The organism is Nocardia carnea (genome assembly GCF_029869215.1).
Lineage (GTDB): Bacteria > Actinomycetota > Actinomycetes > Mycobacteriales > Mycobacteriaceae > Nocardia > Nocardia carnea_B.
The window spans coordinates 1-24,280 of record NZ_JARWPM010000455.1 but is presented as its reverse complement, the minus strand read 5'-3'; the positions used below and the strand labels follow the sequence as shown (position 1 = coordinate 24,280).

Genomic DNA, 24,280 nt, shown 5'->3' with positions numbered 1-24,280 from the left:
CCGCTACCCCGCGCCGCCCGGCCGGCGCACGGCCCGGCGCGGGCCGCGGGCGCGGCCGCCGGCTCCGCCCCGGCGGCGGAAGAGCCCCTTGCGCAGGGTCGTGTTCTGGCTGATCGCGCTGGTGGTGGTCCCACTGCTGCTGATCGGCGGATGTGCGGCCGCGCTGGTGCAAGGTGTGGGATCCATCGACTTCTTCTCCCCGGAAGACCGGCCCACCGCGTCCGCTGGTACCGCGGTGCGCGACGGCAGTTTCGAATTCACCGTGCGGAATGTCGAATCCGAGGTGGCCTCGATCGGTTTCGACCGGGCGCAGGGCATGTTCGTGGTGGTGAGTTTCACCGTCCGCAATATCGCCCCGGAGCCGAAGACCTACACGCCGCTGGGGCAGGAATTGCACGATGCGGCCGGCGGCAAGTTCGGCCCGGATGTGACGGCGACCGCGCAGCGCGCCGCGACCGCCGCCGCACCGCGCACCCTGCAGCCGGGTGAATCCCTGGGCACACATCTGGTGTACGAGGTGCCGGCCGGATCGGTGCCCGCGCGGATGACCTTCCGCGATTTCCCGTTCTCCCTCGGGACCTCGGTATCGCTGGGCTAGCCGGCGGCTGTAGAAGGCGCGGTAGCCGGGTCGGTGCGCCGGCCGTGGAGCTGGGCCGGACCGAGCGCCGCGAGTTCCGCGCCGCGCCAGGCGCCGGCGTCAAGATCGCGTAATCTGGAGTCCGGTGTGGCGTCCAGGCCGAGCAGTCGGGCAGTCTCGCTGGTTCGCCGCTCCGGGCCCGCCGGCACCTGTGTGTCCGCGGGTGGTTCGAACGCCCGGTCTGCCGGCGCCGCCCGTCCCGCCGGGGTGAGCGGTTCGTCGGCCGGGAATCGCGCCGCTCGCAGCGCCTCGGTGAGGCCGTGGGAGATCAGATCGAGTTGCGAACACCTGGCACCGTCGCAGCAAAGGAACACCGGACTGTCACCGGTCGCCGGCTCGGATCCACCGCCGGCTCCGGCCTGTCGTGCCCCCACGAGCAGGAGGTGATCGAGGATGACCGATATTCTGATCCGTGCCGTGCCCGGCGCAGTTATCGACGAGATAGACCGGCAAGCCAGTGCACTCGGGGTATCCCGGACCGAATTCCTGCGCCGCCGGCTCGACCGGGAATTCCGGCCGGTCGGCGGGGTGAGCACCGGCGATCTGGTTCGCCTCGCCGAACTCCTGCGCGACCTCCGCACACCCGAGCTCACCGACGGCGAGCCCGGGGATCAGGAGCTGGTCGAGGGCAAACCCGCCTGAGTATGCGCCCGGGCTCCGGCGGCTGTCGGTGGCCGGGTGCACACTGGGATCCATGTCCGAGTTCTCCGCCGCCACCCAGCAGTGGTTCGCGGGTGCCTTCCCCGCGCCCACGGACGCACAGCTGGGGGCGTGGCGAGCGATCGCGGCCGGCGAGCACACCCTGGTGATCGCGCCGACCGGGTCCGGGAAAACGCTGTCGGCGTTCCTGTGGGCCATCGACGAACTCGCCCGCGCCGATCCGCCGGTGGCGGGTACCTCGGTGCTCTACATCTCGCCGCTGAAGGCCCTGGCCGTGGATGTGGAGCGTAATCTGCGCGCCCCGCTGGTAGGGGTGCGGCAGACGGCGCGGCGGCTCGGCCTACCGGCGCCGGAGATCAGTGTGGGCGTCCGGTCCGGGGATACGCCGGCCCAGGAGCGGCGGCGATTGCAGCGAACACCGCCGAATATCCTGATCACCACCCCGGAATCGCTGTTCCTGATGCTCACCTCCGCCGCCCGGGAGACGCTGCGCGGGGTGCGCACGGTGATCGTCGACGAGGTGCACGCGATCGCGGGATCCAAACGCGGTTCGCATCTGGCGCTCTCGCTGGCCCGGCTGGATGCGCTCACCGAGCGGCCGGCGCAGCGGATCGGGTTGTCGGCGACGGTGCGGCCACCGGAAGAGGTGGGCCGGTTCCTGGTGGGATCGGAGCCGATCACCATCGTTTCGCCGCCCGCGCCCAAAACGTTCGAGTTGTCGGTGCGGGTGCCGGTCGCGGATATGACCGAACCCGGCGATTTTGACCACCCCGGTTCGCTGTGGCCGCATGTGGACGCCGCGATCGTCGATCTGGTGCTCGCTCACCGGTCCTCCATCGTGTTCGCCAATTCCCGCCGGCTGGCCGAACGGCTCACCGCCCGCCTGAACGAGACCTATGCGGAACAGGCCGGGGAGAGCGTGGTGACGGCGCATGCCCCGCCCGCCCAGCTCGGCCCGTCCACCGAGGTCAGCCACGGCGCCGAACCACTACTGGCCCGGGCACACCACGGGTCGGTGAGCAAGGAGCAGCGGGCGCTGATCGAGGACGATCTGAAAAGCGGCCGCCTGCGCTGTGTGGTGGCCACCAGCAGTCTCGAACTGGGTATCGATATGGGTGCCGTGGATCTGGTGGTGCAGGTCGAGGCGCCGCCCTCGGTGGCCAGCGGCCTGCAGCGGATCGGCCGCGCGGGCCATCAGGTGGGCGAGATATCGCGTGGTGTGCTGTTTCCCAAGCACCGCACCGATGTCGTGCACTGCGCGGTGACGGCCCAGCGCATGCTGGCCGGGCAGATCGAGGAATTGAAGATCCCGGCGCATCCGCTGGATATCCTCGCGCAGCAGACGGTGGCGGCCTGCGCACTGGAGCCGCTGGATATCGACACCTGGTTCGAGACCGTTCGCGGCACCGGAAGCTACGCGTCCCTGCCGCGTTCGTCGTACGAGGCGGTGCTGGACCTGCTGGCCGGGCGCTACCCCTCCGATGAATTCGCCGAACTCCGTCCGCGGCTGGTCTGGGACCGCGACGCCGGTACGCTCACCGGCCGTCCCGGCGCGCAGCGGCTGGCTGTGACCTCCGGTGGCGCCATCCCCGATCGCGGTATGTTCGCCGTGTACATGGTGGGCGAAAAAGCGTCGCGGGTAGGCGAACTCGACGAGGAGATGGTCTACGAATCCCGGGTCGGCGATGTATTCGCGCTCGGCGCCACCAGCTGGCGGATCGAGGACATCACCTACGACCGCGTCCTGGTGACCCCGGCTTTCGGCCATCCCGGCCGGTTACCGTTCTGGCACGGTGATTCGCTCGGCCGCCCGGCCGAATTGGGCGCCGCCCTGGGCGAATTCGTACGCCGGGCGGGTGCGGAGAACGCCGAACGGGAGTTCACCGCGCACACTACTGCCGCCGGTCTCGACGAGAACGCCGTGGCCAACCTGCGGGCGCTGCTGGATGATCAGCGCACCGCCACCGGCCGGCTGCCCACCGATAAAACGCTGGTCGTGGAACGGTTCCGGGACGAGCTCGGCGATTGGCGGCTGGTCCTGCACTCCCCCTACGGCCTGCCGGTCCACGCGGCGTGGGCCCTGGCCGTGGGCTCCCGGCTGCGGGAGCGGTTCGGGGTGGAGGCGGCGCCCAACGCCTCCGACGACGGGATAGTCGTCCGCCTCCCCGACACCACCGACGATCCGCCCGGTGCGGACCTGTTCGTTTTCGAACCGGACGAGATCGACGATCTGGTCACCGAGCAGGTGGGCGGATCGGCGCTGTTCGCCTCCCGGTTCCGCGAATGCGCGGCCCGGGCGCTGCTGCTGCCGCGCCGGGACCCTGGGAAACGTGCGCCGCTGTGGCAGCAGCGGCAGCGGTCGGCGCAATTGCTCGATGTGGCACGCAAATTCCCGGATTTCCCGATCCTGCTGGAAACGGTGCGCGAATGCCTGCGCGATGTGTACGACCTGCCCGCGCTGCGCGATCTGCTCGGCCGCGTGGCGCGTCGGCAGATCCGGCTGGTCGAGGTGGAGACCGCCACTCCGTCCCCGTTCGCCAACGCCCTGCTGTTCGATTACATCGGCCAGTTCATGTACGACGGCGACAGCCCGCTCGCCGAACGCCGCGCGGCGGCACTCTCGCTGGATTCGGGTCTGCTGGCCGAACTGCTGGGTCGGGTCGAGCTGCGCGAACTCCTGGACGGCGAGGTCATCGCACAGACCGAACAGGAACTACAGCGGCTCACCCCGGAGCGCCGGGCCCGGGACGCGGAAGGTCTGGCGGATCTGCTGCGGCTGCTGGGCCCGCTCACCGCCGAGGAGGCACGGCAGCGCTGCCGCGACGATCCGGCGGACTGGTTCGCGGAACTGGCCGGTGCCCGGCGGGCGCTGGAGGTGTCCTACGCGGGCACGGTGTGGTGGGCCGCGATCGAAGACGCCGCCCGGCTGCGCGACGCGCTGGGTGTGCCGCTGCCGATCGGCACCCCGGCCGCCTTCATCGAACCGGTACCCGATCCGCTGGGCGATCTGGTGGCCCGGTACGCCCGCACGCACGGTCCGTTCGGCACGGAAGCCGTGGCACACCGCTTCGGGCTCGGCACCGCCGTCGTCACCTCCGCGCTACATCAGCTGTCCACCGAGAAACGGGTGGTGGAAGGCGAATTCACGCCGGAGACGGCGGGGTCGGAATGGTGTGACGCGCAGGTGTTGCGGCGATTGCGCCGCCGCAGCCTGGCCGCCGCCCGGCACGAGGTGGAACCGGTCGCCACCGCCGCACTGGCGCGGTTCCTGCCCGACTGGCAGCACGTGGGCACCGGCGAGCTGCGCGGAATCGACGGAGTGGCCGCGGTGGTGGATCAACTCGCCGGTGTCGCGATCCCCGCGTCGGCGTGGGAATCGCTGGTGTTGCCGGCGCGGGTGCGCGATTACAGCCCCGCCCTGTTGGACGAACTCATGGCGACCGGTGAGGTCCGCTGGTCCGGGCACGGTGCCATCAACGCCAAGGACGGCTGGATCGCCCTGCACCCCGCCGATCAGGCACCCCTCACCCTCCCACCTCCGGACGAGTTCGAACTGGACGAGCTGCACCTCACCCTCCTCACCGTCCTGGGCGCCGACCCAGCCGCCTGGTCGCCACGTCCGAACGAACCGGCTGCCGGGCAGACAACGGGATCAGTGGCACATTCCCCCGAACCGCCGGCCGGCTCCCCTTCGAGATCCCGGTCTCCCGGGCCGAACGCGAATTCTGCCGCGCCGACCGCGGTGCCGGCTGAACGGGTGCCGACCGGGTACGGAGCGGAGGCGCTCCGCGGTGGTGGTGGCGCCTACTTCTTCCGCCAGCTCGCCGACGCGACCGGTGTCCTCGACGATCCCCGGGTCGCCGAGGCGCTGTGGGATCTGGTCTGGGCGGGGCTGGTATCCGGTGATACCTTCGCCCCCGTTCGCGCGCGCCTGTCCGGCACAACGCGGGCACCGGCCGCACACCGTACCCCGCGGCGCGCACCCCGCGGACGGGCCTACCTACCGCGCCCGGCCATGCCGACCAGGTCGGGCCCGCCCACGGTCGCCGGCCGGTGGTCGCTACTGCCCGACCGCGCCCTCGACAACACCGTGCGCGCCCATGCCACCGCCGACCTGCTGCTGGAACGCTACGGCGTGGTGACCAAGGGCGCGGTACAGAACGAAGGCATGCCCGGCGGCTTCGCCCTCGCCTACCGGGTGCTCAGCGAGTTCGAGGACCGCGGCCGCTGCCGCCGCGGCTGTTTCGTGGATTCGCTGGGCGGCGCCCAGTTCTCCACCACCGACGTCGTGGACCGGCTGCGCACCTTCGACGGCGACCGGCGACCGGCCGGATCGGCGCTGGTACTCGCCGCCTGCGATCCGGCGAACCCGTACGGCGCCGCGCTCGGCTGGCCCAAGACCGCCGGCGAAGCCGGTCACCGCCCCGGCCGCAAGGCGGGCGCCCTGGTGGTACTGGTGGACGGCGAACTCGTGCTGTACCTGGAGCGCGGCGGCAAGACCCTGCTCACCTGCACCGAAGATCCGGATGCCCGGCACGCCGCCGCCACGGCGCTGGCGGAGGTGGTGCGTTCCGGGCAGGTGGATTCCCTGGTGATCGATCGGGTCGACGGTGAGTCGGTACACGGCAACACGCTGGCCGATTTCCTCACCGCGGCCGGATTCACCGCCACACCCCGTGGCCTGCGACTGCGCGGCCGCCGATGAGCAGCGCCCGGCAGCCGGCTCGCCTGCCGCCGGCCGCCCGCACCGGCCGCCACCGGACGCACAAGACGACCGGAGCAGCCCATACCGTGGTGTTCCGGCGGTCCGCCGGCTTGCGCGCGCGGAAACGAGGCAGTCGTGCCCGAAGGTGACGTGGTGTTCCTGGCCGCCGGGCGGCTGCGGGCAGCGCTGGCGGGCGAAACGCTCACCCGCAGCGATTTCCGGGTGCCGCGCTACGCGACCGTCGATCTGCGCGGACAGGTGGTGGACAGCGTCGCCAGCTACGGCAAACACCTCTTCGTCCGCACCGAAACGGTCAGTATCCACACCCATCTGAAGATGGAGGGCAGCTGGCGGGTGTTCCACTGCGGGCAACGCTGGACCAAACCCCGGGTCACCGCGCGGCTGGTGCTCGGTACCGCCGCGGTCGACGCGGTGGGCTTCGACCGCGGGCTGGTGGAGGTCCTGCGCCGCGCCGACGAACCGGCCGCGATCGCGCATCTCGGTCCCGATCTGCTGGGCCCGGAGTGGGACCCGGCCGAGGCCGTGGCCCGGCTCGCCCGGGAACCCGAGCTACCGATCGGCCTGGCCCTGCTGGACCAGCGCAATCTCGCCGGGATCGGCAATATCTACCGCAGTGAGGTGTGTTTTCTGCGCCGCATCCACCCCGCCCGGCCGGTCGCCGCGGTGGACGATCTGCTCGCGCTGGTCAACGAGGCCCATCGGGTCCTGCATCGGGCGGCGCATCAGCCGCCTTGGCGGCCACTGGTCTACGGCCGGGCCCGCCGGCCGTGTCAGCGGTGTGGCACCGCGGTGCGGGTGGAACTCCTCGGCGAGACGGCCCCGGGTACGGACCGGGTGAGCCGGCGGGAACGCGGTATCTACTACTGCCCGAAATGCCAGGTCCCGCCGGAGTGAGCGCGTAACCTGTCGCATATCGGACGCCGCCACATCTGTGACGGCGGCCATGGGTCCGGTAATGATCTGCGTCCGCACGACGACACACGGGTACCGCACCGGAAGCAGGTCCCATGAACACCCGAACCGTCCACTTGGCAGCCGTCGCCGGCAAATTGCTGTCGGCGGTACTGGCTGTCGTGGCCACCGCGTTGTTCTGCTACTTCCTGCTCCATCCGGTCGCCGGCCCCCCGGGTCCCGCCCCCGCCCAGCTCGGTCCCGCTATCACCACCGCGCCCGCCGGTAGCGCTCCCGCCCAGCACTGACACCGGCACACTCGCGCGGATGTCCCAGCCGCCACGGCCTGACGGCGCCGGCGACAACGGCACAGCCGCACGGACAACCGAAGCCCGCACCCGCTACGGCATGGCCACACCGCGCGACAAGGTCCGATTCAGCACACGCCCGGGTCCGGTGGCACGGATGCCGACGGACGGCTCACCTTTCGGTCGGCACCGGTTCCAGGATCTCCGGCCGCGGTTCCGGCGCGGCGACCCGCAACGCGTCGGCCGAGGCGTCATCGGGCTGGGTCTGCGAGCAGATTTCGGCCTCCACCCGGGCCAGGTAGGTGCGGATCTCCCGGTCGGTCTCGGCAGCGTCCCAGCCGAGCACCCCGGCCATCAGCCCGGCCACTTCTTCGGCACAGTCGGCGCCGCGGTGCGGGTATTCGATGGAGATCCGGGTACGCCGGGCGAGCACATCATCGAGGTGCAGTGCGCCCTCCGCGGCGGCCGCGTACACGACCTCCACTTTCAAATAGGACGGCGCCGCGGTGATCGGCTGCCGCAGCTCCGGGCGATCCGCGGCCAAGGCCATGACCTCGTCGATCAGCGAACCGTACCGGTCCAGCAGATGCTTCACCCGATACGGATGCAGCCCGTATTCCTCGGCGAGTTGCACGGTCTGGTTCACCAGCGCGAAGTATCCGTCCGCACCGAGCAGCGGCACCTTCTCGGTGATCGACGGCGAAACGCGAGCGGGGATGTCCTGGGCGGCCTCGTCCACCGCGTCGTAGGCCATCACCCGGTAGGTGGTGTATTTCCCGCCCGCGATGGCAACCAGGCCGGGCGCGATGCGGGCAACGGCGTGCTCACGCGACAGTTTCGAGGTCTCGTCGCTCTCCCCGGCCAGCAGCGGCCGCAGCCCGGCATAGACACCGTCGATATCATCATGGGTCAGCGGGGTGACCAGCACCTGGTTCACCCGGTCCAGCAGATAGTCGATATCGGCCTTGGTGGCCGCCGGATGTGCCAGGTCCAGGTTCCAGTCGGTATCGGTGGTGCCGACGATCCAGTGCGCACCCCACGGGATCACGAACAGCACCGAGGTGGCGGTGCGCAGGATGATCGCGGCGTCGCTGACGATCCGGTCCCGCGGAACCACGATGTGCACCCCCTTCGACGCCCGCACATGGAACCGGCCGCGCTGCTGCGAGAGCGCTTGCACCTCATCGGTCCAGACTCCGGCCGCGTTGATCACCACATGCCCGCGGACTTCGGCGCTGCGGCCGTCCTCGCTGTCGCGCACGCGGACCCCGACCACCCGGTCGGCTTCCCGCAGGAACCCCACGACCTGGGTCGAGGTGCGGATCACCGCGCCGTAATGGGCGGCGGTGCGGGCCACGGTCATGGTGTGGCGGGCGTCGTCGACCACGGTGTCGTAATAGCTGATCCCGCCGATCAGCGAGGTGCGGCGCAGCCCCGGCGCCAGTCGCAGCGCCGCGTGCCGGGACAGATGGCGCTGCCCCGGAACCGATTTCGCGCCGCCCATGGTGTCGTAGAGGAACAACCCAGCCGCCACGTACGGACGTTCCCACACCCGGTGGGTGAGCGGATACAGGAAGCGCAGCGGTTTCACCAGATGCGGCGCGAGCCGGGCCATCGACAGTTCGCGTTCCTTCAGCGCCTCCCGCACCAGCCCGAATTCGAGCTGTTCGAGGTAGCGCAGGCCGCCGTGGAACATCTTCGACGAGCGGCTCGACGTTCCCGACGCCAGATCCCGCGCCTCCACCAACGCCACCCGTAACCCGCGGGTGGCCGCGTCCAGCGCGATCCCCGCCCCGACGACACCACCACCCACCACGATCACATCGAAATGATCCTTACCCAACCGGTCCCAGGCTGTGCGCCGCTGCTCCGGCCCCAGAAACTGCATTCCCGACTGCACAGTCATATCCACTCCTGGAGTACGCGTTCGACAAGGTCGGCTGTGGTTTCCGTGAGTTCGCTCTACACACTATGCGTAAACCGGCGTGGATCGTCGGTAGCGAGACAGCCGTCACCGACATACGCGATTGCGCTAGCCTCCTGCCATGCGCTATGTGGCCGCCATCGACCAGGGCACGACCTCGAGCAGATGTATCCTCTTCGATCGTTCGGGGCAGATCGCGGGCCTGGCCCAGCGGGAACACGAGCAGATCTTCCCCAAGCCGGGGTGGGTCGAGCACGATCCGGAAACCGTGTGGCGCAATACCGAATTCGTCCTCGGCGCGGCGCTGGACGAGGCCGGGGTGCGAGCCGGCGATATCGCGGCGGTGGGGGTCACCAATCAACGCGAGACCACGGTCGTCTGGGAACGCGAGACCGGCCGCCCGATCCACAACGCCATCGTCTGGCAGGACACCCGCACCGACCGGTTGTGCACCGAACTGGCCGGTGATCGCGGCGCCGACCGCTACGCCGACCGCACCGGACTCCCGCTGTCGACCTACTTCTCCGGGCCCAAACTGCGCTGGATCCTGGACACCGTGCCCGGCGCCCGGGAGCGCGGCGAGGCCGGCGAGCTGTGTTTCGGTACCGTGGACAGCTGGGTGCTGTGGAATCTCACCGGCCGCCACCTCACCGATGTCACCAATGCCTCGCGCACGCTGCTGATGGACCTGCGCACCCTGGAGTGGGACAGCGAGATCTGCGCGGAGATCGGCGTGCCGGTGCGGATGCTGCCGGAGATCCGCAGTTCCTCGGAGGTGTATGCGGAGATCGCGTCCGGCCCCCTGGCGGGCGTACCGGTGGCGGGAATCCTCGGCGATCAGCAGGCGGCAACCTTCGGACAGGCATGCCTGCGGCCCGGTGAAGCCAAGAACACCTACGGCACCGGCAATTTCATGTTGCTCAACACCGGAACCACCCCGGTGTTCAGCGAGCACGGCCTGCTCACCACCGTCTGCTACCGGCTCGGGGAGCAACCGCCGGTGTACGCGCTGGAGGGCTCGATCGCGGTCACCGGTGCGCTGGTGCAGTGGTTCCGCGACAATCTCGGCATCATCGATTCGGCCCCGGAGATCGAGGAGCTGGCCCGCACGGTGGACGACAACGGCGGCGCCTATATCGTCCCCGCGTTCTCCGGGCTGTTCGCGCCCCGCTGGCGACCCGATGCCCGCGGGGTGATCGCCGGGCTCACCCGGTTCGTCACCAAGGCACATCTGGCGCGCGCGATCCTCGAATCGACCGCGTTCCAGACCCGCGAGGTGATGGATGCCATGCGCGCGGACGCCGCGGCCCGCTCGCTGAACCTGGAATCGGTCGCGCTCAAGGTCGACGGCGGCATGGTCGCCAACGATCTGCTCATGCAGTTCCAGGCCGATATCCTCGATCTGCCGGTGGTGCGCCCGCTGGTCAACGAGACCACGGCGCTCGGCGCCGCTTACGCCGCCGGCCTGGCGGTCGGGTACTGGTCCGGTACCGACGATATCCGCGCCAATTGGTCGGCCGACAAGACCTGGCACCCGGCCATGCCCGCTGCCGAACGCGACGCCCGGCTACGGGACTGGAACAAGGCCGTGGAACGCACCTACGACTGGGCCGACTGACCGGCCGGGACCGCCCGCTCCGCCGACCGCGCCAGTCGCGCCGCGGCCTCGGCGAGATCGTCCGGTGCCGCCGTGGTGAAGCACATCCGCATGGCGTGCGAATACGGGGTGCTCACCGCGAACGCCTGCCCGGGCACGAAGGCGACGCCGGCGTCCAGCGCCCGGGGCAGCAATTCCGCGGTATCGGTGCCGTCGGTGAATTCCGCCCAGACGAACATTCCGCCGGCCGCCGGACTGCAGTGCAGCCGGTCACCGAACCGTTCCCCGATGGCGCGCACCAGAGCGGTGGCCCGGTCGGCATAGACGCCGCGCACCGTATCGATATGGCCGGTGAGCCAGCCGGTATCGGCGAGCAGTTCGGTGGCGATCTGCTGGGTCAGCGCCGATCCGCACAGGTCGGCCCCCTGTTTCAGCAGTTCGACCGCCCGGCAGACCCGTTCCGGAGCGATCATCCAGCCCACCCGCAGCGTCGGGGCGATGATCTTGGACGCCGACGACAGCCGGATTACCGCCGGGGAGTAGGTGGCGATCGGCTCGGGGGCGGGCCGCTCGAACCACAGCTCACCGTACGGGTCGTCCTCGATCACCCAGAACCGGTGTTTCTCGGCTGCTTCGGCCAGCGCGCGCCGCCGCCGCGGGCTCATGGTCACGCCGCCCGGGTTGTGGAAGTTGCTCACCGTGTGTACGACCGCGGGTCGCAGCCCACCGGCGATCAGGTCCTCGAGCAGATCGACCCGCATTCCTTCCTCGTCCAAGGGCACCGCCACGATCCGGGCTCCCGCGGCGCGGAACACCTGGAGCGCGCCGACATAGGCCGGGTCCTCCACCACCACCAGCGCGCCGGGATCGAGCAGCACCTCCGCGAGCAGCGAGAGCGCCTGCTGCGAGCCGTGCGTGACGAACACTTCCCCGGCCCCGACCGCCCGGCGCATCCGCGCGGATTCGCGTTCGGCGAGTACATCGCGGAGCGGCCCCCAGCCGGGCGATTCGGTGTATTGCAGCGTCGCGGGGCTGCGCAGCGCCGTTTCGGCGGCGGCCGCGATCCGCGGGCCGGGCATGAGCGCCGCATCGGGTAGACCGCCGGCCAGGCTGATGACATCCGCGTTCGCGGTGAGTTTCAGCAGGTCGCGGATGGCGGAGCTGGTGAGGCCGGCCAATTTTCCGGCCAGCGGCGCAGCATCGTGGGACATGGGGGCCTCCGGGTATCACCTGGTAGATACCCAATCATCCCATGAAAACCATTATATGAAACTAGGATCTCACGATATGAGACTACTGCCGGTCGGCGATCACCCACAGCAGCGTTTTGCCGTCGCGTTCGACCGTGGTGACCGTCTGCTTGTACACCGTGGTCTTCCCGTTCGGCCGGAGTTCGGTGAGGTCCACATCGAAGGAGTTCGCCGCTCGCTCGGCGATCCGCACACAGTGCTGGGTACCGGCGGGAATCTGCTGGTCGATCGCCTGCTGGATGGTTTCGGCCGACGAAATCGCCGGCGAATCCGGGGCGACGAATTCCCGCGCCCCGGCGCCGCTGCGCTCGGTATAGAAAGCGTACTGGAAGCCGAGCACGGCATCGGGACCGCTGGTCGTATCGCCCTCCCCGTTACCGACCGTAACTCCGCCGTCCTGCGTCGCCGGGCAGTTCAATCCCTCGATCGCCTCCGCCGTGGGCCCCGTACCGGGTTCGCCCCCACCGCCGCGTACCACGACGATCGCCACCCCGACGGCGATGAACGCGACGATCACCGCCGCCACGGCGACGATCGTGCCCACCGGCAGCTGACGGCGCGGCTTCTCGGTCAGCGCCCGCGAAACGGATTGCGGTGTGAGTTGCTGCGCGATCGGATCACTGTCCCAGGACAGGCCGCCGGCGCGGGGCCGCACGGGTCCGCCCGCCGGGTCGGCGCCCTGGTCGCCCGGCAGATCCGGACCGGGCCAACGCAGGTCGGGGGTGTGGTGCCGGACGGTCGTCCGATCCGCCTCGGGCGCCCGGTCGGTCTTCGGCCGGCGGACCGCCGGATCCGGCGGCAGCGAATGACGGACCGTGGCGTCGGTATCGCCTGGCGCCGGACGGGTCACCGGCACGGAATCACTGGGCCCGGGCACGTACGCCGGGGTCGAACTGTCGGGTGCACGATACTGCGGCGGTGGAGGCGGAACCGGTGGCGGCTCCGCAGGCGCGCCCGACGATCCGTCGGCCGGCCGCCAGGCCAGCTCCGAATTGCCCGCTCCCGCGGGTTGCCAGCCCGCGACCGGCAGTTCACCCGTCGGCGGACCGAACTCCGATACCGGCGGGCCGAACTCCGACACCGGAGGCCCGAAATCACCCGTCGGCGGACCGAAATCCGCCCGCTCGGGTTCGCGTTCGCGCCCTCTATCTTCGCCCTCGCCGGTCACGGCCCATCCCTTTCGAGACACGCGGGTGGGGCGGCCGTACTCGCCCCCCCCACCCGGCAAGATTTCACTCGTGTCAGTACTGGAGTGAACCACCCCACTGGGTGTTGACGCCAGCGACATTGATCGACTGTTCCGGGTAGTTGCCCGGCGGCAGCAGCGGCGGGGGCGGCGGAATCTCGGCCGCGGCCTTCAGGGCGGCCGCGCCGCCCGGCTGCATGGCGATCCAGTGCTCGACAGCCGCCTTCGCCGTATTCACCGGCGTGGTATCGATCACATGATCGAGCCGGTTGTCCGGCAGACCGTTCCCGCCGGTGAAAGTGGAGACATTGACGGTGTTCTCGTCAACGAACTCCACCGAGATACCGGCTTCCCCGGTGCCCGTCGGGGTACGGAATCCGGCCGTACCGACATAGCCGGACTGGTTGGTGAAGTGATGGGTGTTGGCGAAATGCCCGGGAGCCAGCGCACCACCGTCGATCGCGGCACCGACCTCCATATGCGGGCCCTGCATCTCGACCACCGGCGCCACCGGCGCCGATTCGAGGCTGGGCGCCTGCCACTGCGGAGCCTGCGGCTGGACCAGGGTTTCGGTCCCCGGATCCGCGGGCTGCGCGTCGCCCTCCGGTCCGGCCTGCGGAGCGGGCTGCTCGCCCGGCTGCCCCGGAGCCGGCGGCTGCTCCCCCTCCGGCTTCTCCGGCGCGATCGCCGGTTGCACCGGCTCGTCCTGACCCGGCACGGGCAGCGGCGCCACCCGCGGGGTGGTGACACCCGGCTGGGTCGGGCCCGTCAGGCCCTGCTCGCCTTCTTCACCCGGTTTCGGCGTGGTGACACCCGGCTGACTCGGGGTAGGGGCGCTCTCCGGCTGTTCCCCCTCGTTCTGCACACCCGGCTGGCTCGGCGTGGTCTCCGGACTCTGCTGCTGTTGTTCCGGAGTGGTACCCGGCTGCGCGGGCGCCGGGGTGGCCGGCGTGGTGGGTGTGGTCGGCTGATCGCCAGGAGCGGCCCCCGCCGGCGACGCGAAGATGGCCATTGCCGCTGCGGTCGCAAGCGGCAGCGAAGTGCTCGCCACCGCCCGGCCCGCCCGGTTCGGCTTACGATGTTTCACTATTCGCCCAATCCCTTTCCCGGCTACGGTCCAGCTGGGACCGCAACCAGTTCTGCCTCATCCGAGACCCGAGGTCAGCGGTGGCCCGGGTGGGCCGTTCGCTGTCCGAGTCCGAAAGGGCAAACCCCCCGGCACCAAACCTCGCGACCGCCCGCCGATCGCAATCTCTGTTCCGGCAGTCAACCACAACAGAGCTTCTCCGGCAATCCGGCGAAACCTCACCATTGGCAGGAAGACTCGGTGTTCACCTGCCCGCCACCACCCGCTCGTTCAACCCCCACCCACGGAGTCGGCGCCAAAAGATTCACCCCAGGTCGTCGTGGCGCATGAGCTGGCGGGCGGCTTCCATGACCGAGCCGGTGAGCGACGGGTAGACCGAGAAAGTCTGCGCCAGATCGTTGACCGTGAGGTTGTTCTGGACCGCGAGGGCGATCGGCAGGATCAGTTCGGAGGCGATGGGGGCGACCACGACGCCGCCGATCACCACGCCCGTCGCCGGGCGGCAGAAGATCTTGACGAAACCGCGCCGCAGCCCCGACATCTTGGCCCGGGGGTTGGTGTTCAGCGGCAGCATCACCGTCCGGGCCGGCACCTCGCCGTTGTCGATATCGGTCTGGCTGACCCCCACCGTCGCGATCTCCGGGCGGGTGAACACCGCCGAGGCCACCGTTTTCAGGCGGATCGGGCTCACTCCCTCGCCGAGCGCGTGGTACATCGCGATCCGGCCCTGCATGGCGGCCACCGAGGCCAGCGGCAGCAGGCCCGTGCAGTCGCCGGCGGCGTAGATACCGGGGACCGGGGTGCGCGACACCCGGTCGACCCGCAGGTAGCCGCCGCGGTCGAGTTCGACACCGGCCTGCTCGAGCCCGAGGTCGCCGGTGTTGGGGGTGGAGCCGACGGTCATGAGGGCGTGCGATCCGGCGACCGTCCGGCCGTCGGAGAGGGTGACCAGCACTCCGTCGGCCGTGCGTTCGACCTTGTCCGCGCGGGCGTGTTTGACCAGTTCCACCCCGCGCTCGGCGAATGCGTCCTCGAGAACCAGTGCGGCGTCGGCGTCTTCGCCCGGCAGGACGCGGTCCCGGCTGGAGACCAGGACCACGCGCACGCCCATCTCGGTATAGGCGGAGACGAATTCGGCACCGGTGACACCCGAACCGACCACCACCAAGGTCTCCGGCAGCACGTCCAGGTCGTAGAGCTGGCGCCAGTTCAGGATCCGGTCGCCGTCGGGTTCGGCACCGGGCAGTACCCGCGGCGAGGCCCCGGTCGCGATGAGCACCACCTCGGCTTCGACGGTTTCCCCGGCACCGTCCGGGTAGTCCACGGTGACCCGGTGCGTAGCCCGTCCCGACCCCGGCCCCGCCAGCCGGCCCCGGCCGGGCAGTACCCGCACCCCGGCGGCCTGCAGTTTGGACCGGATATCGGACGATTGCGCCAGCGCCAGCGCCTTCACCCGCTCGTTGACCTCCGGCAACCGCACCTCGGCCTGGCTCGGGTCGAGGATCACCCCCAGGTTGCGGGCCCGCCGCAGATCGGTGCGGATACCGGTGGAGGCGATGAACGTTTTGGACGGGACACAGTCCCAGAGCACACACGCGCCGCCGATACCGTCGGAATCGATCAGCTCGACCTGGGCACCGTGCTGGGCCGCGACCAGCGCCGCCTCGTAGCCCGCGGGTCCGCCACCGATGATTGCTATGCGGGTCATATATTTCCCCTGTCCTGATCACCCGCGCCCGGCGCGCGGCAGCGTCGCGGCCCTCACTCGCCGGACCCAGCCTAGTGCGTGCCGCATCCCCGCCCACGCCCGGCCGGACCGCGCGTCGCCGCCGCCGAAGCACATCCCGGAGCACGATTTACGACGCCCCGTACCGGTGCGACCCATCACACAACTAAGCTGCCGGTGTGCCGATCTACGCTGCCTACGGGTCCAATATGGATTCGACCCAGATGCTCGAGCGCTGTCCGCATTCCCCCATGTTCGGGACGGGCTGGCTGGAGGGCTGGCGCCTCACCTTCAGCGGGGACGATATCGGCTGGGAGGGTCCGCTCGCCACGGTCGTCGAAGAACCGGGTTCGCGGGTCTTCGTGGTGCTCTACGACGTCTCCCCGGAAGACGAGCAGCGGCTGGACCGCTGGGAAGGCTCGGATTTCGGGATCCACCGCAAGATCCGCCTCCGCGTGACCCCCAGCCCCGGCAGCGGCACCGAACCGATCCTCGCCTGGCTGTACGTCCTGGACGCCTACGAAGGCGGGCTGCCCTCCGCCCGCTATCTCGGCGTGATGGCCGACGCCGCCGAAAAGGCCGGGGCCCCAGCCGACTACGTGCACGCCCTGCGCACCCGCAACAGCCGCAACGTGGGCCCCGGCAACAACTTCAGCTGAGTCTTTTTGCGGCGCCTGCGGCGCCGCGGGGTTCGGCCCCCTCGGTCAAACCCTCCGAGGGCCTCGTAAGACTCGGCGCCGCCGTGGTTGCGTTCGGGTCCCGGGTTATGCGCCCTCCAAGTGTCTCGCTGGGCTCGGCGCCGCCGTGGTTGCGTTCGGTTGTCGGGGCTATGAGCACTTCAAATGCCTCGCTGGACTCGGCGGCACCGTAGTCCCGTTCGGTTGCGGGGCTCATGGGCGCTGTGGGTATCCAGCTGGGCCGAGCGCTGCCGTGGTCGCGCTCGGGTTCGGAAGGCTGGGGCCGGTTGGGCTCGGCGCCGGCGCTGGGCACGTTAAGCCTTGTGGACCATTGCCGGTCAGGTGGTGAGTTCGCGGCCGGCCTGGAGGACGATGTTGGTGAATGTGCGGACGCCGATGGGGAGGGCGCGTTCGTCGATGTCGAAGGTCGACTGGTGCAGGTCCAGCTGCGGGCCCTCGCCGGACCAGACGCCGAGGCGCGCCATCGCGCCGGGGACTTCTTCCAGGTACCAGGAGAAATCCTCGCCGCCGCCGGACTGCGGGGTATCGGCGAGGGCGTCCGGGCCGATGGCGCGCACCGCGTCGCCGACCATGCGCACCGAATGCTCGTCGTTCACCACCGGCGGAACGCCGCGCCGGTAGTCGAGCTGGTAGCGCACGCCGGTCGGCGCGAGCAGGCTGTTCACGATTTCGCGCACCATCGGTTCGAGCAGCGACCAGGTTTCGTGGTCGCCGGTGCGGACGGTGCCGGTGAGCATTCCGGTCTGCGGGATGGCATTGGGGGCCTTCCCCGCGCTCACCGCGCCCCAGACCATCACCGTGCTGGTGCGCGGGTCGATCCGGCGGGTGAGCAGCCCCGGCAGTCCGGTGATGACGGTGCCGATGGCGTAGACGAGGTCACTGGTGAGATGCGGCCGGGAGGTATGGCCGCCGGGCGAATCCAGGACCAGTTCCACCGTATCGGCGGCCGACGTGATGGCGCCCACCCGGATCCCCACGCGACCCACCTCGAGCCGGGGGTCGCAGTGCAGCGCGAAGATGCGGTCCACCCCGTCCACCGCGCCTTCGGCGACCATATCCAGCGCGCCACCGGGCATCACTTCCTCGGCGTGCTGGAAGATCAGCCGGACCCCCACCGGCAGTTCCGCGTCGGCCAGCGCCAAGGCGGTGCCGAGGAGAACGGCAGTATGCGCGTCATGACCGCAGGCATGGGATACGCCGGGCACGGTCGAGGCGAAATCGCGGCCGGTGAACTCCTGCAGCGGCAGCGCGTCCATATCGGCGCGCAGCGCGATGCGGGGAGCATCCTCGGGACCGATATCGCAGATCAGCCCCGTTCCGCCGGGCAGTACCCGGAACGACAGGCCGGCCTTGGTGAGCCAGGTACCGACGAATTCGGTGGTGGCGAATTCGGTGCGGGACAGCTCGGGGTTGGCGTGCAGGTGCCGGCGCCACTGCACCAGATCGACCGTGTGCTCGGCCAGCCACGCCGTCACCGCGTCCTGTCCGTCGCGCACCGAACGGCCGGTTGTGCTCACCGAATGTCCTCCTGTCGTTGAACGAGCAGTTGCGAACCACTTCTCCGCGTGCCGGGAACGACCCGTAACACATATCGCCCGCGACCTGGGTCGCGGTACACCGGCGGCGGTTCCACTCGTCCCCCGAGGAACGGCCGTCACCTCCAGTTTCCCACCGCCGCCGGATCCGCGCCCGGCGACGTCCCCGCTGTGACCGGCGGAACACCGGCAACGGATCGGATACCCGGATGCTAACTCTTGGCGAATTCCAGGTTGTCCGCGGTATTCGGGACCGCCAGCCCGGCCAGCGCCGCCGCGTGCAGCGCACGTTTGATCGCCGGCAGGCTGGGCGTCCGGTTGGCGGCCAATGCGGCCGCGCGGGTGACCGCGGCAGTGCGCAGGGAATCGGCCTCGGCGGTTTCGTCGACGATTCCCGCGGCCAGCGCCTCCGGGCCGCCGTAGCGGTGGCCGGTGGTCATGGCGGTGAGCGCGACCTGGTTGGTCAGGCGGCCGGTGACCAGCGCGTTCATCCCGATCGTGAACGGCATGCCGAGGTGCACCTCGGGCAGGCACCAGAACCCGCGATCCGCGCGCATCACCCGGAAATCGTGCGAACTGGCGAGCATGGCGCCGGCGCCGAAGGCATGCCCGTTCACCGCGGCGACGGTGGGCAGCGGGAAGGCCAGGATCCGGCTGAAGATGCCGTGCACGAGGTCGAGGTAGCCGTGCATCCGGTCGAGGTTGGCGAACAGCCAGTCGGTATCGAGGCCGTTGCTGAAGAATTTCCCGGTGGCCGTGGTGACCAGGGCGGCCGGGCCCTCACTCGCTTCCACGGTATCGAGCAGGGCGTTGACCTCGTCGATCCATTCGTGGCTGAAGCGGTTCTCGTTATCGGTCTGGCCCTCGTTGCCCAGCGACAATACGAAAACGTTCCCATCGCGTTCCAGGTACGGCATATGTGCAGCGTATAGCCAGGAGCCCAGGTCCTCGACAACGGCCGGCCGAGGGGGCCGGGCGCGCCGGATGGGCGGCTGCCCGGCCGGTGAGGCCATACACTGACCGCCATGCTTGCCGAAGAGGCTGCCCAGGAGATCGCCGCCCGGACATCCGTGGCCCGGCATCGGGTCGCGGTGGTGCTGGGTTCGGGGTGGCAGGACGCCGCCGCCGAACTCGGCGCCCCGAACGCCGATATCCCCATGCCGGAGCTCCCCGGATTCGCCGCCCCCACCGCCCAGGGGCATGCCGGCCGCGTGCTGTCGGTCAAGGTCGGCGATACCGACGCCCTCGTCTTGATGGGACGCCAGCACCTCTACGAGGGGTACTCCCCCGCCGAGGTCGTGCACCCGGTGCGCACCGCGGTCGCGGCGGGTGCGGACACGGTGATTCTGACCAACGCCGCCGGTGGTATCCGGCCGGGCCTGCGGGTCGGCGAGGCGGTACTGATCCGCGATCATGTCAACCTCACCGGCGCCACCCCGCTGGCCGGGCCCACGTTCGTCGATCTGGTGGATGCCTGGGATCCGGAGCTGCGGCAGCTCGCCCGCCGGGTGGATCCCGACCTCACCGACGGGGTGTACGCGGGGCTCACCGGACCCCAGTACGAGACACCCGCCGAGATCCGCATGCTGGCCACCATCGGCGCCGATCTGGTGGGGATGTCCACGGTGCTGGAGGCGATCGCGGCGCGCGCGCTGGGGGCGCGGTTGCTCGGGATCTCGCTGGTCACCAATCTGGCGGCCGGGGTCACCGGGGCGCCGCTGGCGCATGCCGAGGTGCTCGCCGAGGGCCGGGCCGCCGCGCCCCGGCTGGGCAAACTGCTGCGCGGGCTCGTGGAGCAGTTGTAGATGCTGACGTTCGGCACCGCGGGACTGCGCGGCCCGCTCGGACCGGGCCCGGACCGGATGAACGAGACCACCGTCGCCCACGCGACCGCCGGTCTCGCCGCGTGGCTGCGGGATCGCTGCCTGGGCGGCGGGCAGGTGGTGGTCGGGCGCGACGCCCGGCACGGATCGGCGGAATTCGCCGAGGTCACCGCCGAGGTACTGGCGGCGGCCGGATTCGCGGTGGTCCGGTTACCGCAGCCGTGGCCCACCCCCGTGACCGCGTTCGCGGTGCGAGCGCTCGGCGCGGTGGCCGGGGTGCAGATCACCGCCTCGCACAATCCGCCCACCGACAACGGCTACAAGGTGTACGTGGACGGTGGCGCTCAACTGCTCGCACCGGCCGATACCGAAATCGAACGGCAGATCGCGGCGGTCACCGAACCGATCCCGCGCACCCCGGTGGAGGTCACCGATTCCGGCCTGCACTCCCGTTACCTGGCCCGGGTCGCGCAGCTGCCACAGCTCATCGGCGGGCCGGGCGAACGCGCCGATATCCGGATCGCGTTCACCCCACTGCACGGAGTCGGGGGCGCGACCGCGGTCGAGGCGCTCACCGCCGCCGGGTTCACCGATATCCACGCGGTGGCCGAACAGTTCACCCCCGACCCCGACTTCCCCACGGTTGCCTTCCCGAATCCCGAGGAACCCGGCGCCGCCGATCTGCTGCTGCGGCTGGCCGAACGGGTGGACGCCGATCTGGCGATCGCCCTCGATCCCGACGCGGACCGCTGCGCGCTCGGCGTGCCCACCCCCGCGGGCTGGCGCATGCTGCGCGGCGACGAAACCGGCGTCCTGCTCGCCGATCACGTCCTGCGCACCGCCCCACCGGATGCGCTGGTCGCCACCACGATCGTCTCGTCGCGATTGCTTTCCCGGCTGGCCGCCGAACGCGGCGCCCGCTACGCCGAAACCCTGACCGGGTTCAAATGGCTGGCGCGGGCGGGTGACGGTCTGGTGTACGCATACGAGGAGGCCATCGGCCATTGTGTGGACCCGGCCGCCGTCCGCGACAAGGACGGTATCTCGGCCGCCGTACTGGCCGCCGATCTGGTGTCGCGGCTGCGGGCCCGGAAGCGCACGCTGACCGATGAACTCGACGATTACGCCGTCCGCTTCGGTGTGCACGCCGGCGACCAGGTGGCGTTGCGCCTACCGGATCAGCCGGCCGCCGCCGCGGTGGTGGACACACTGCGCTCGGCACCACCGCGCGAACTCGCCGGAACCGCCGTCGATTACACCGATATGGCGGCGTTGCGCGGGGCGCTGCGCACCGACGCGCTGCTGTTCACCGGCGACGGCCTGCGCTTGGTGGTGCGGCCCTCGGGTACCGAACCGAAGCTCAAATGCTATCTGGAAGTGGTGCAGCCGGTTTCCGGTCCGGACGGGCTACCGGCCGCGAGAGAGACTGCCCGGCAACGCCTTTCGGATCTCGGCGACTACTGCCGGGCACTGGCCGGCTGACCGGGCTCAGCGCGGCCCGAACTGCCGGTCACCGGCATCGCCGAGCCCGGGCACGATGAACGCATCGTCGTTGAGCCGATCGTCGATCACCGCGGTCACCAGCCGCACCGGATGACCCGAATTCGCCAGCGCGGCGATCCCCTCCGGCGCCGAGACGACGCAGACCGCGGTGATATCGGTGGCACCGCGGCCGGTCAGCAGATCCAGGGTGTGCAGCATGGACCCGCCGGTCGCCAGCATGGGGTCCAGCACCATCACCGGTGTCGCGGACAGATCGTCGGGCAACGACTCCAGATAGGGCACCGGACGATGGGTGCGCTCGTCCCGGGCGACACCGACGAAACCGACCTTCGATTCCGGAATCAGGTTGGTGGCGGCATCGACCATCCCCAATCCGGCACGCAATACGGGCACCAGCAGCGGCGGGCGCGCCAGGCGCGTGCCCCGGGTGGTGGCCACCGGGGTGGCGATGTCGTGGTGTTGCACCGGCGCATCGCGCAGCGCCTCGTACACCAGCAGCCGCGACAGATCCCGCAACGCCGCCCGGAAGCCGGAATCGGGGGTGCGTTCGTCACGCAGCGTGGTCAGCAGGATCGCCACGAGCGGATGGTCCAGGGTGTGCGTGCGCATGAGGGAACGATAAGGTCGAACCCGGGTGCGCCGCTGTCGCGCCGGGAATTTCCGGGGAGCCGATTCGATGGAACCGTGCGGGAAGCCGGTGCGTCGAAACCGGTAGATGACATACTCTGCCCGTTAACGAAGTCGATGGGGGAACCACTGATGGTGAACATCTCAGCCGATGCCGAGGGCATCGCGGCCTACGGCAGCACCGCCGGGGTGATGGCCTCCGAGCTCGCGGCGGCAGGGGCCGGCGCGTCGGGTGCCGCGCCCACGATCCTCGGCCCGATCTTCGGCCTGATCGGTGGCGATTTCCTGGCCGCCTACGCCGCCGCGCACGCGGGGCATGTAGCGACGATCGGTCAGCTGTCCGCAGTGCTGGGCACGATGAGCGGGGCGGCGGGTGTGGCCGCTGTCAGTTACGCCGAGGCCGATACCAGCAATGCCGCCGCCCTGCGCGGTGCCGCCGGGGAGTGAACCGGTGATCGATATCAGCGCACTGGCCAAGCCGATCTTCGATCTGCTCGCCAGTTTCGGCACCGGTGTGCTGGCCACCGGCGGCCCCGGCGATTCACTTCGCGCGGCGTCCACCGCGATCGATCAGGTGCATGCCCTGGGCCGCAACGGCATCAATCTGATGAACACCGCGTGGGACGGTACCGGTGCCGACGCCGCGACGTCCAAGGCGCTGCGCGTCCAGACCTCGGCCGCCACCATTTCCGACCGCGGCAACGAGATGGCCACGGTGATGGGCCAGGCCGCGGCGCATGTCGAAACCGGCAACAAAGATCTGACCGCCATCGCGCAATCCTTCGTGAACAACGCCTCCGCCATGGCGCCCACACTGGGCACCCCGGCCGGGTTGTCGCTCCTGGTGGGCACCGCGATCGACCATCTGGGCCAGGCGCTGGGCGTGGTGGGCCGCGTGCAGAACGAACTGCAGACCCATACCGCGTCGATGAACGAGCTCGCCCCACCGCCGCCCACCCCGGCGGCCGCGAACACCGCGCCGGTGGGCACCCAGGCGCTGTCCACGGTCACCTCCGGGCTCAGCAGTGTCGCCGGTGTGGCCGGCACGATGATGAGCACCGCGATGTCGAGCACCGGCGGCACCACGACCACTACCAGCGCGGGAACGCCGGGTAAGACCACCACCTCGGCCGGTACGACGGCCGGCGAGGGCGTCGAGATCACCCTGCCCGACGGCAGCGTGGTGGAGGCACCCAACGAGAAAGCGGCCACCGCGGTGAAATCGGCCCTCGGCTGCGTCGGCACCCCATACGTCTGGGGCGGTAACACCCCGGGCGCCGGCCTGGACTGCAGTGGCCTGACGAAATACGCGTACGGCGAAGCCGGGGTGGAGATTCCGCGCCTCGCCCACGAACAGGCCAACGGCGCCACCCCGGTCTCCCCGGGCGATCTCGCGCCCGGCGATCTGGCGATCTGGGACGGCCATGTGGCCATGGTGATCGGCAACGGGCAGATGGTCGAGGCCGGTGATCCGGTGCAGGTCGGTTCGATCCGCACCGAGAACAGCGGTATGGAGTTCTACGGGTTCTACCGGCCGACGGAATGAGCCGGCCGCACACCACCCTGCCCGCGACGGGTGGGTATCCGACCATGACGAGTGGACAGAAGTATGAGTGAGCAACAGGTTCCCGAGGTACCGAACGTCACCGTGGCGGGAAGCCGGAATCGGGCCGGCACCCTGTCGGTACGCGCCACCGATCAGGGTATGCCGGTGGAGATCAAATTCGAACGCAGCGAATACCGCTACGGCGCACAGGCGCTGGCCGACGAGATCCTGCGCCTGACCAAACGCTCGACCATCGCCGCCAAGGCGAAACGGCGAGAAGTACTGGCCGAGAACGGAATGCCCGCCGAGATCCTGGACCAGCTGGGACTGCCGACCCGGCAGCAGGCCGTCGACGAACTGGACCGGATGGACGACGCCGATACCGGCCCGACGAGCTGGATGCGGCCGGTATGAACCGCGCGCCGGCCGGCGCGCGCCGGCACCGCAGCGGCTCGGGGCGGGGTACTAGGAGACAAAGAGTATTAGCGCGGAAATTTAAGCCCAGGTTGCCGGGGCGGCCCAGAAAAAGGAGGCGCGCGAAGCAGCGCTGTACGGG

General features: G+C 70.2%; 21 protein-coding genes. 12 read left to right on the top strand and 9 right to left on the bottom strand.

What is annotated here, in order from left to right; translation table 11 throughout:
* The coding region (locus QH276_RS34880; RefSeq protein WP_280407039.1) for a DUF4352 domain-containing protein at positions 1 to 598 on the top strand (598 nt) is incomplete at its 5' end.
* On the opposite strand, the gene QH276_RS34875 is transcribed toward QH276_RS34880, so the two are convergent.
* Positions 595 to 1,011, bottom strand: a complete 417-nt coding sequence (locus QH276_RS34875) for a histidine phosphatase family protein (RefSeq protein WP_280401915.1) — start codon at positions 1,009 to 1,011, stop codon at positions 595 to 597. The genes QH276_RS34880 and QH276_RS34875 overlap by 4 nt on opposite strands.
* Before the next feature lie 19 nt (positions 1,012 to 1,030).
* On the opposite strand from QH276_RS34875, the gene vapB reads away from it, so the two are divergent.
* From vapB to QH276_RS34855, 4 genes are all read left to right on the top strand, one after another.
* On the top strand, positions 1,031 to 1,279 hold the full coding sequence (gene vapB, locus QH276_RS34870; protein WP_280401914.1) for a type II toxin-antitoxin system VapB family antitoxin: 249 nt from the start codon (positions 1,031 to 1,033) through the stop codon (positions 1,277 to 1,279).
* Between the two features lie 52 nt (positions 1,280 to 1,331).
* Complete coding sequence (locus tag QH276_RS34865; protein ID WP_280407038.1) at positions 1,332 to 6,002, top strand: ATP-dependent helicase; 4,671 nt, start codon at positions 1,332 to 1,334, stop codon at positions 6,000 to 6,002.
* A gap of 135 nt (positions 6,003 to 6,137) precedes the next feature.
* Positions 6,138 to 6,917: a DNA-formamidopyrimidine glycosylase family protein gene (locus QH276_RS34860; protein WP_280407037.1), complete on the top strand. Its 780-nt coding sequence runs from the start codon at positions 6,138 to 6,140 to the stop codon at positions 6,915 to 6,917.
* A 113-nt stretch (positions 6,918 to 7,030) separates the two neighbouring features.
* The gene (locus QH276_RS34855; RefSeq protein ID WP_280401911.1) at positions 7,031 to 7,222 is read left to right on the top strand and encodes a hypothetical protein; all 192 of its coding nucleotides are present in this window, start codon (positions 7,031 to 7,033) and stop codon (positions 7,220 to 7,222) included.
* Positions 7,223 to 7,394: 172 nt separating this feature from the next.
* Here QH276_RS34855 and glpD read toward each other — a convergent pair whose 3' ends face one another.
* On the bottom strand, positions 7,395 to 9,128 hold the full coding sequence (gene glpD / locus QH276_RS34850; RefSeq protein ID WP_280401910.1) for a glycerol-3-phosphate dehydrogenase: 1,734 nt from the start codon (positions 9,126 to 9,128) through the stop codon (positions 7,395 to 7,397).
* A 139-nt stretch (positions 9,129 to 9,267) separates the two neighbouring features.
* On the opposite strand from glpD, the gene glpK reads away from it, so the two are divergent.
* A complete protein-coding gene (gene glpK / locus QH276_RS34845) occupies positions 9,268 to 10,764 on the top strand; it encodes a glycerol kinase GlpK (RefSeq protein WP_280401909.1) in 1,497 nt (498 codons plus the stop codon).
* On the opposite strand, the gene QH276_RS34840 is transcribed toward glpK, so the two are convergent.
* The 4 genes from QH276_RS34840 to QH276_RS34825 form a co-directional block, all read right to left on the bottom strand.
* Positions 10,746 to 11,954 (bottom strand): PLP-dependent aminotransferase family protein, encoded by a 1,209-nt coding sequence (locus QH276_RS34840; protein WP_280401908.1) that lies wholly within the window; start codon positions 11,952 to 11,954, stop codon positions 10,746 to 10,748. The two genes, glpK and QH276_RS34840, sit on opposite strands and share 19 nt — an antisense overlap.
* An 82-nt stretch (positions 11,955 to 12,036) precedes the next feature.
* Positions 12,037 to 12,849 (bottom strand): hypothetical protein, encoded by an 813-nt coding sequence (locus tag QH276_RS34835; protein ID WP_280407036.1) that lies wholly within the window; start codon positions 12,847 to 12,849, stop codon positions 12,037 to 12,039.
* Positions 12,850 to 13,234: 385 nt separating this feature from the next.
* Positions 13,235 to 14,191: a hypothetical protein gene (locus QH276_RS34830; RefSeq protein ID WP_280398101.1), complete on the bottom strand. Its 957-nt coding sequence runs from the start codon at positions 14,189 to 14,191 to the stop codon at positions 13,235 to 13,237.
* A gap of 379 nt (positions 14,192 to 14,570) precedes the next feature.
* Positions 14,571 to 15,974, bottom strand: a complete 1,404-nt coding sequence (locus QH276_RS34825; RefSeq protein ID WP_280398102.1) for an NAD(P)H-quinone dehydrogenase — start codon at positions 15,972 to 15,974, stop codon at positions 14,571 to 14,573.
* Between the two features lie 197 nt (positions 15,975 to 16,171).
* On the opposite strand from QH276_RS34825, the gene QH276_RS34820 reads away from it, so the two are divergent.
* Positions 16,172 to 16,651, top strand: a complete 480-nt coding sequence (locus tag QH276_RS34820; RefSeq protein WP_280398103.1) for a gamma-glutamylcyclotransferase — start codon at positions 16,172 to 16,174, stop codon at positions 16,649 to 16,651.
* A gap of 356 nt (positions 16,652 to 17,007) precedes the next feature.
* Here QH276_RS34820 and QH276_RS34815 read toward each other — a convergent pair whose 3' ends face one another.
* Positions 17,008 to 18,165: a M20 family metallopeptidase gene (locus tag QH276_RS34815; RefSeq protein WP_432278589.1), complete on the bottom strand. Its 1,158-nt coding sequence runs from the start codon at positions 18,163 to 18,165 to the stop codon at positions 17,008 to 17,010.
* Between the two features lie 272 nt (positions 18,166 to 18,437).
* Positions 18,438 to 19,142: an enoyl-CoA hydratase-related protein gene (locus QH276_RS34810; protein ID WP_280398105.1), complete on the bottom strand. Its 705-nt coding sequence runs from the start codon at positions 19,140 to 19,142 to the stop codon at positions 18,438 to 18,440.
* Between the two features lie 108 nt (positions 19,143 to 19,250).
* Between QH276_RS34810 and QH276_RS34805 the strand changes: the two genes are divergently transcribed.
* Both QH276_RS34805 and QH276_RS34800 read left to right on the top strand, forming a co-directional pair.
* Positions 19,251 to 20,030 (top strand): purine-nucleoside phosphorylase, encoded by a 780-nt coding sequence (locus QH276_RS34805; protein WP_280398106.1) that lies wholly within the window; start codon positions 19,251 to 19,253, stop codon positions 20,028 to 20,030.
* Positions 20,031 to 21,530 carry a phospho-sugar mutase gene (locus QH276_RS34800; protein WP_280398107.1) on the top strand — a complete coding sequence of 500 codons (1,500 nt, stop codon included), beginning with the start codon at positions 20,031 to 20,033 and terminating at the stop codon, positions 21,528 to 21,530.
* A 6-nt stretch (positions 21,531 to 21,536) separates the two neighbouring features.
* Here QH276_RS34800 and upp read toward each other — a convergent pair whose 3' ends face one another.
* Complete coding sequence (gene upp, locus QH276_RS34795) at positions 21,537 to 22,160, bottom strand: uracil phosphoribosyltransferase (protein ID WP_280398108.1); 624 nt, start codon at positions 22,158 to 22,160, stop codon at positions 21,537 to 21,539.
* A gap of 150 nt (positions 22,161 to 22,310) precedes the next feature.
* Between upp and QH276_RS34790 the strand changes: the two genes are divergently transcribed.
* The 3 genes from QH276_RS34790 to QH276_RS34780 all read left to right on the top strand — a co-directional run bounded on the left by QH276_RS34790 (position 22,311) and on the right by QH276_RS34780 (position 24,138).
* Positions 22,311 to 22,625 carry a type VII secretion target gene (locus tag QH276_RS34790; protein WP_280398109.1) on the top strand — a complete coding sequence of 105 codons (315 nt, stop codon included), beginning with the start codon at positions 22,311 to 22,313 and terminating at the stop codon, positions 22,623 to 22,625.
* Positions 22,626 to 22,629: 4 nt separating this feature from the next.
* Positions 22,630 to 23,724: a C40 family peptidase gene (locus tag QH276_RS34785; RefSeq protein WP_280398110.1), complete on the top strand. Its 1,095-nt coding sequence runs from the start codon at positions 22,630 to 22,632 to the stop codon at positions 23,722 to 23,724.
* Positions 23,725 to 23,787: 63 nt separating this feature from the next.
* A complete protein-coding gene (locus QH276_RS34780; protein ID WP_280398111.1) occupies positions 23,788 to 24,138 on the top strand; it encodes a hypothetical protein in 351 nt (116 codons plus the stop codon).
* Positions 24,139 to 24,280: the final 142 nt, after the last annotated feature.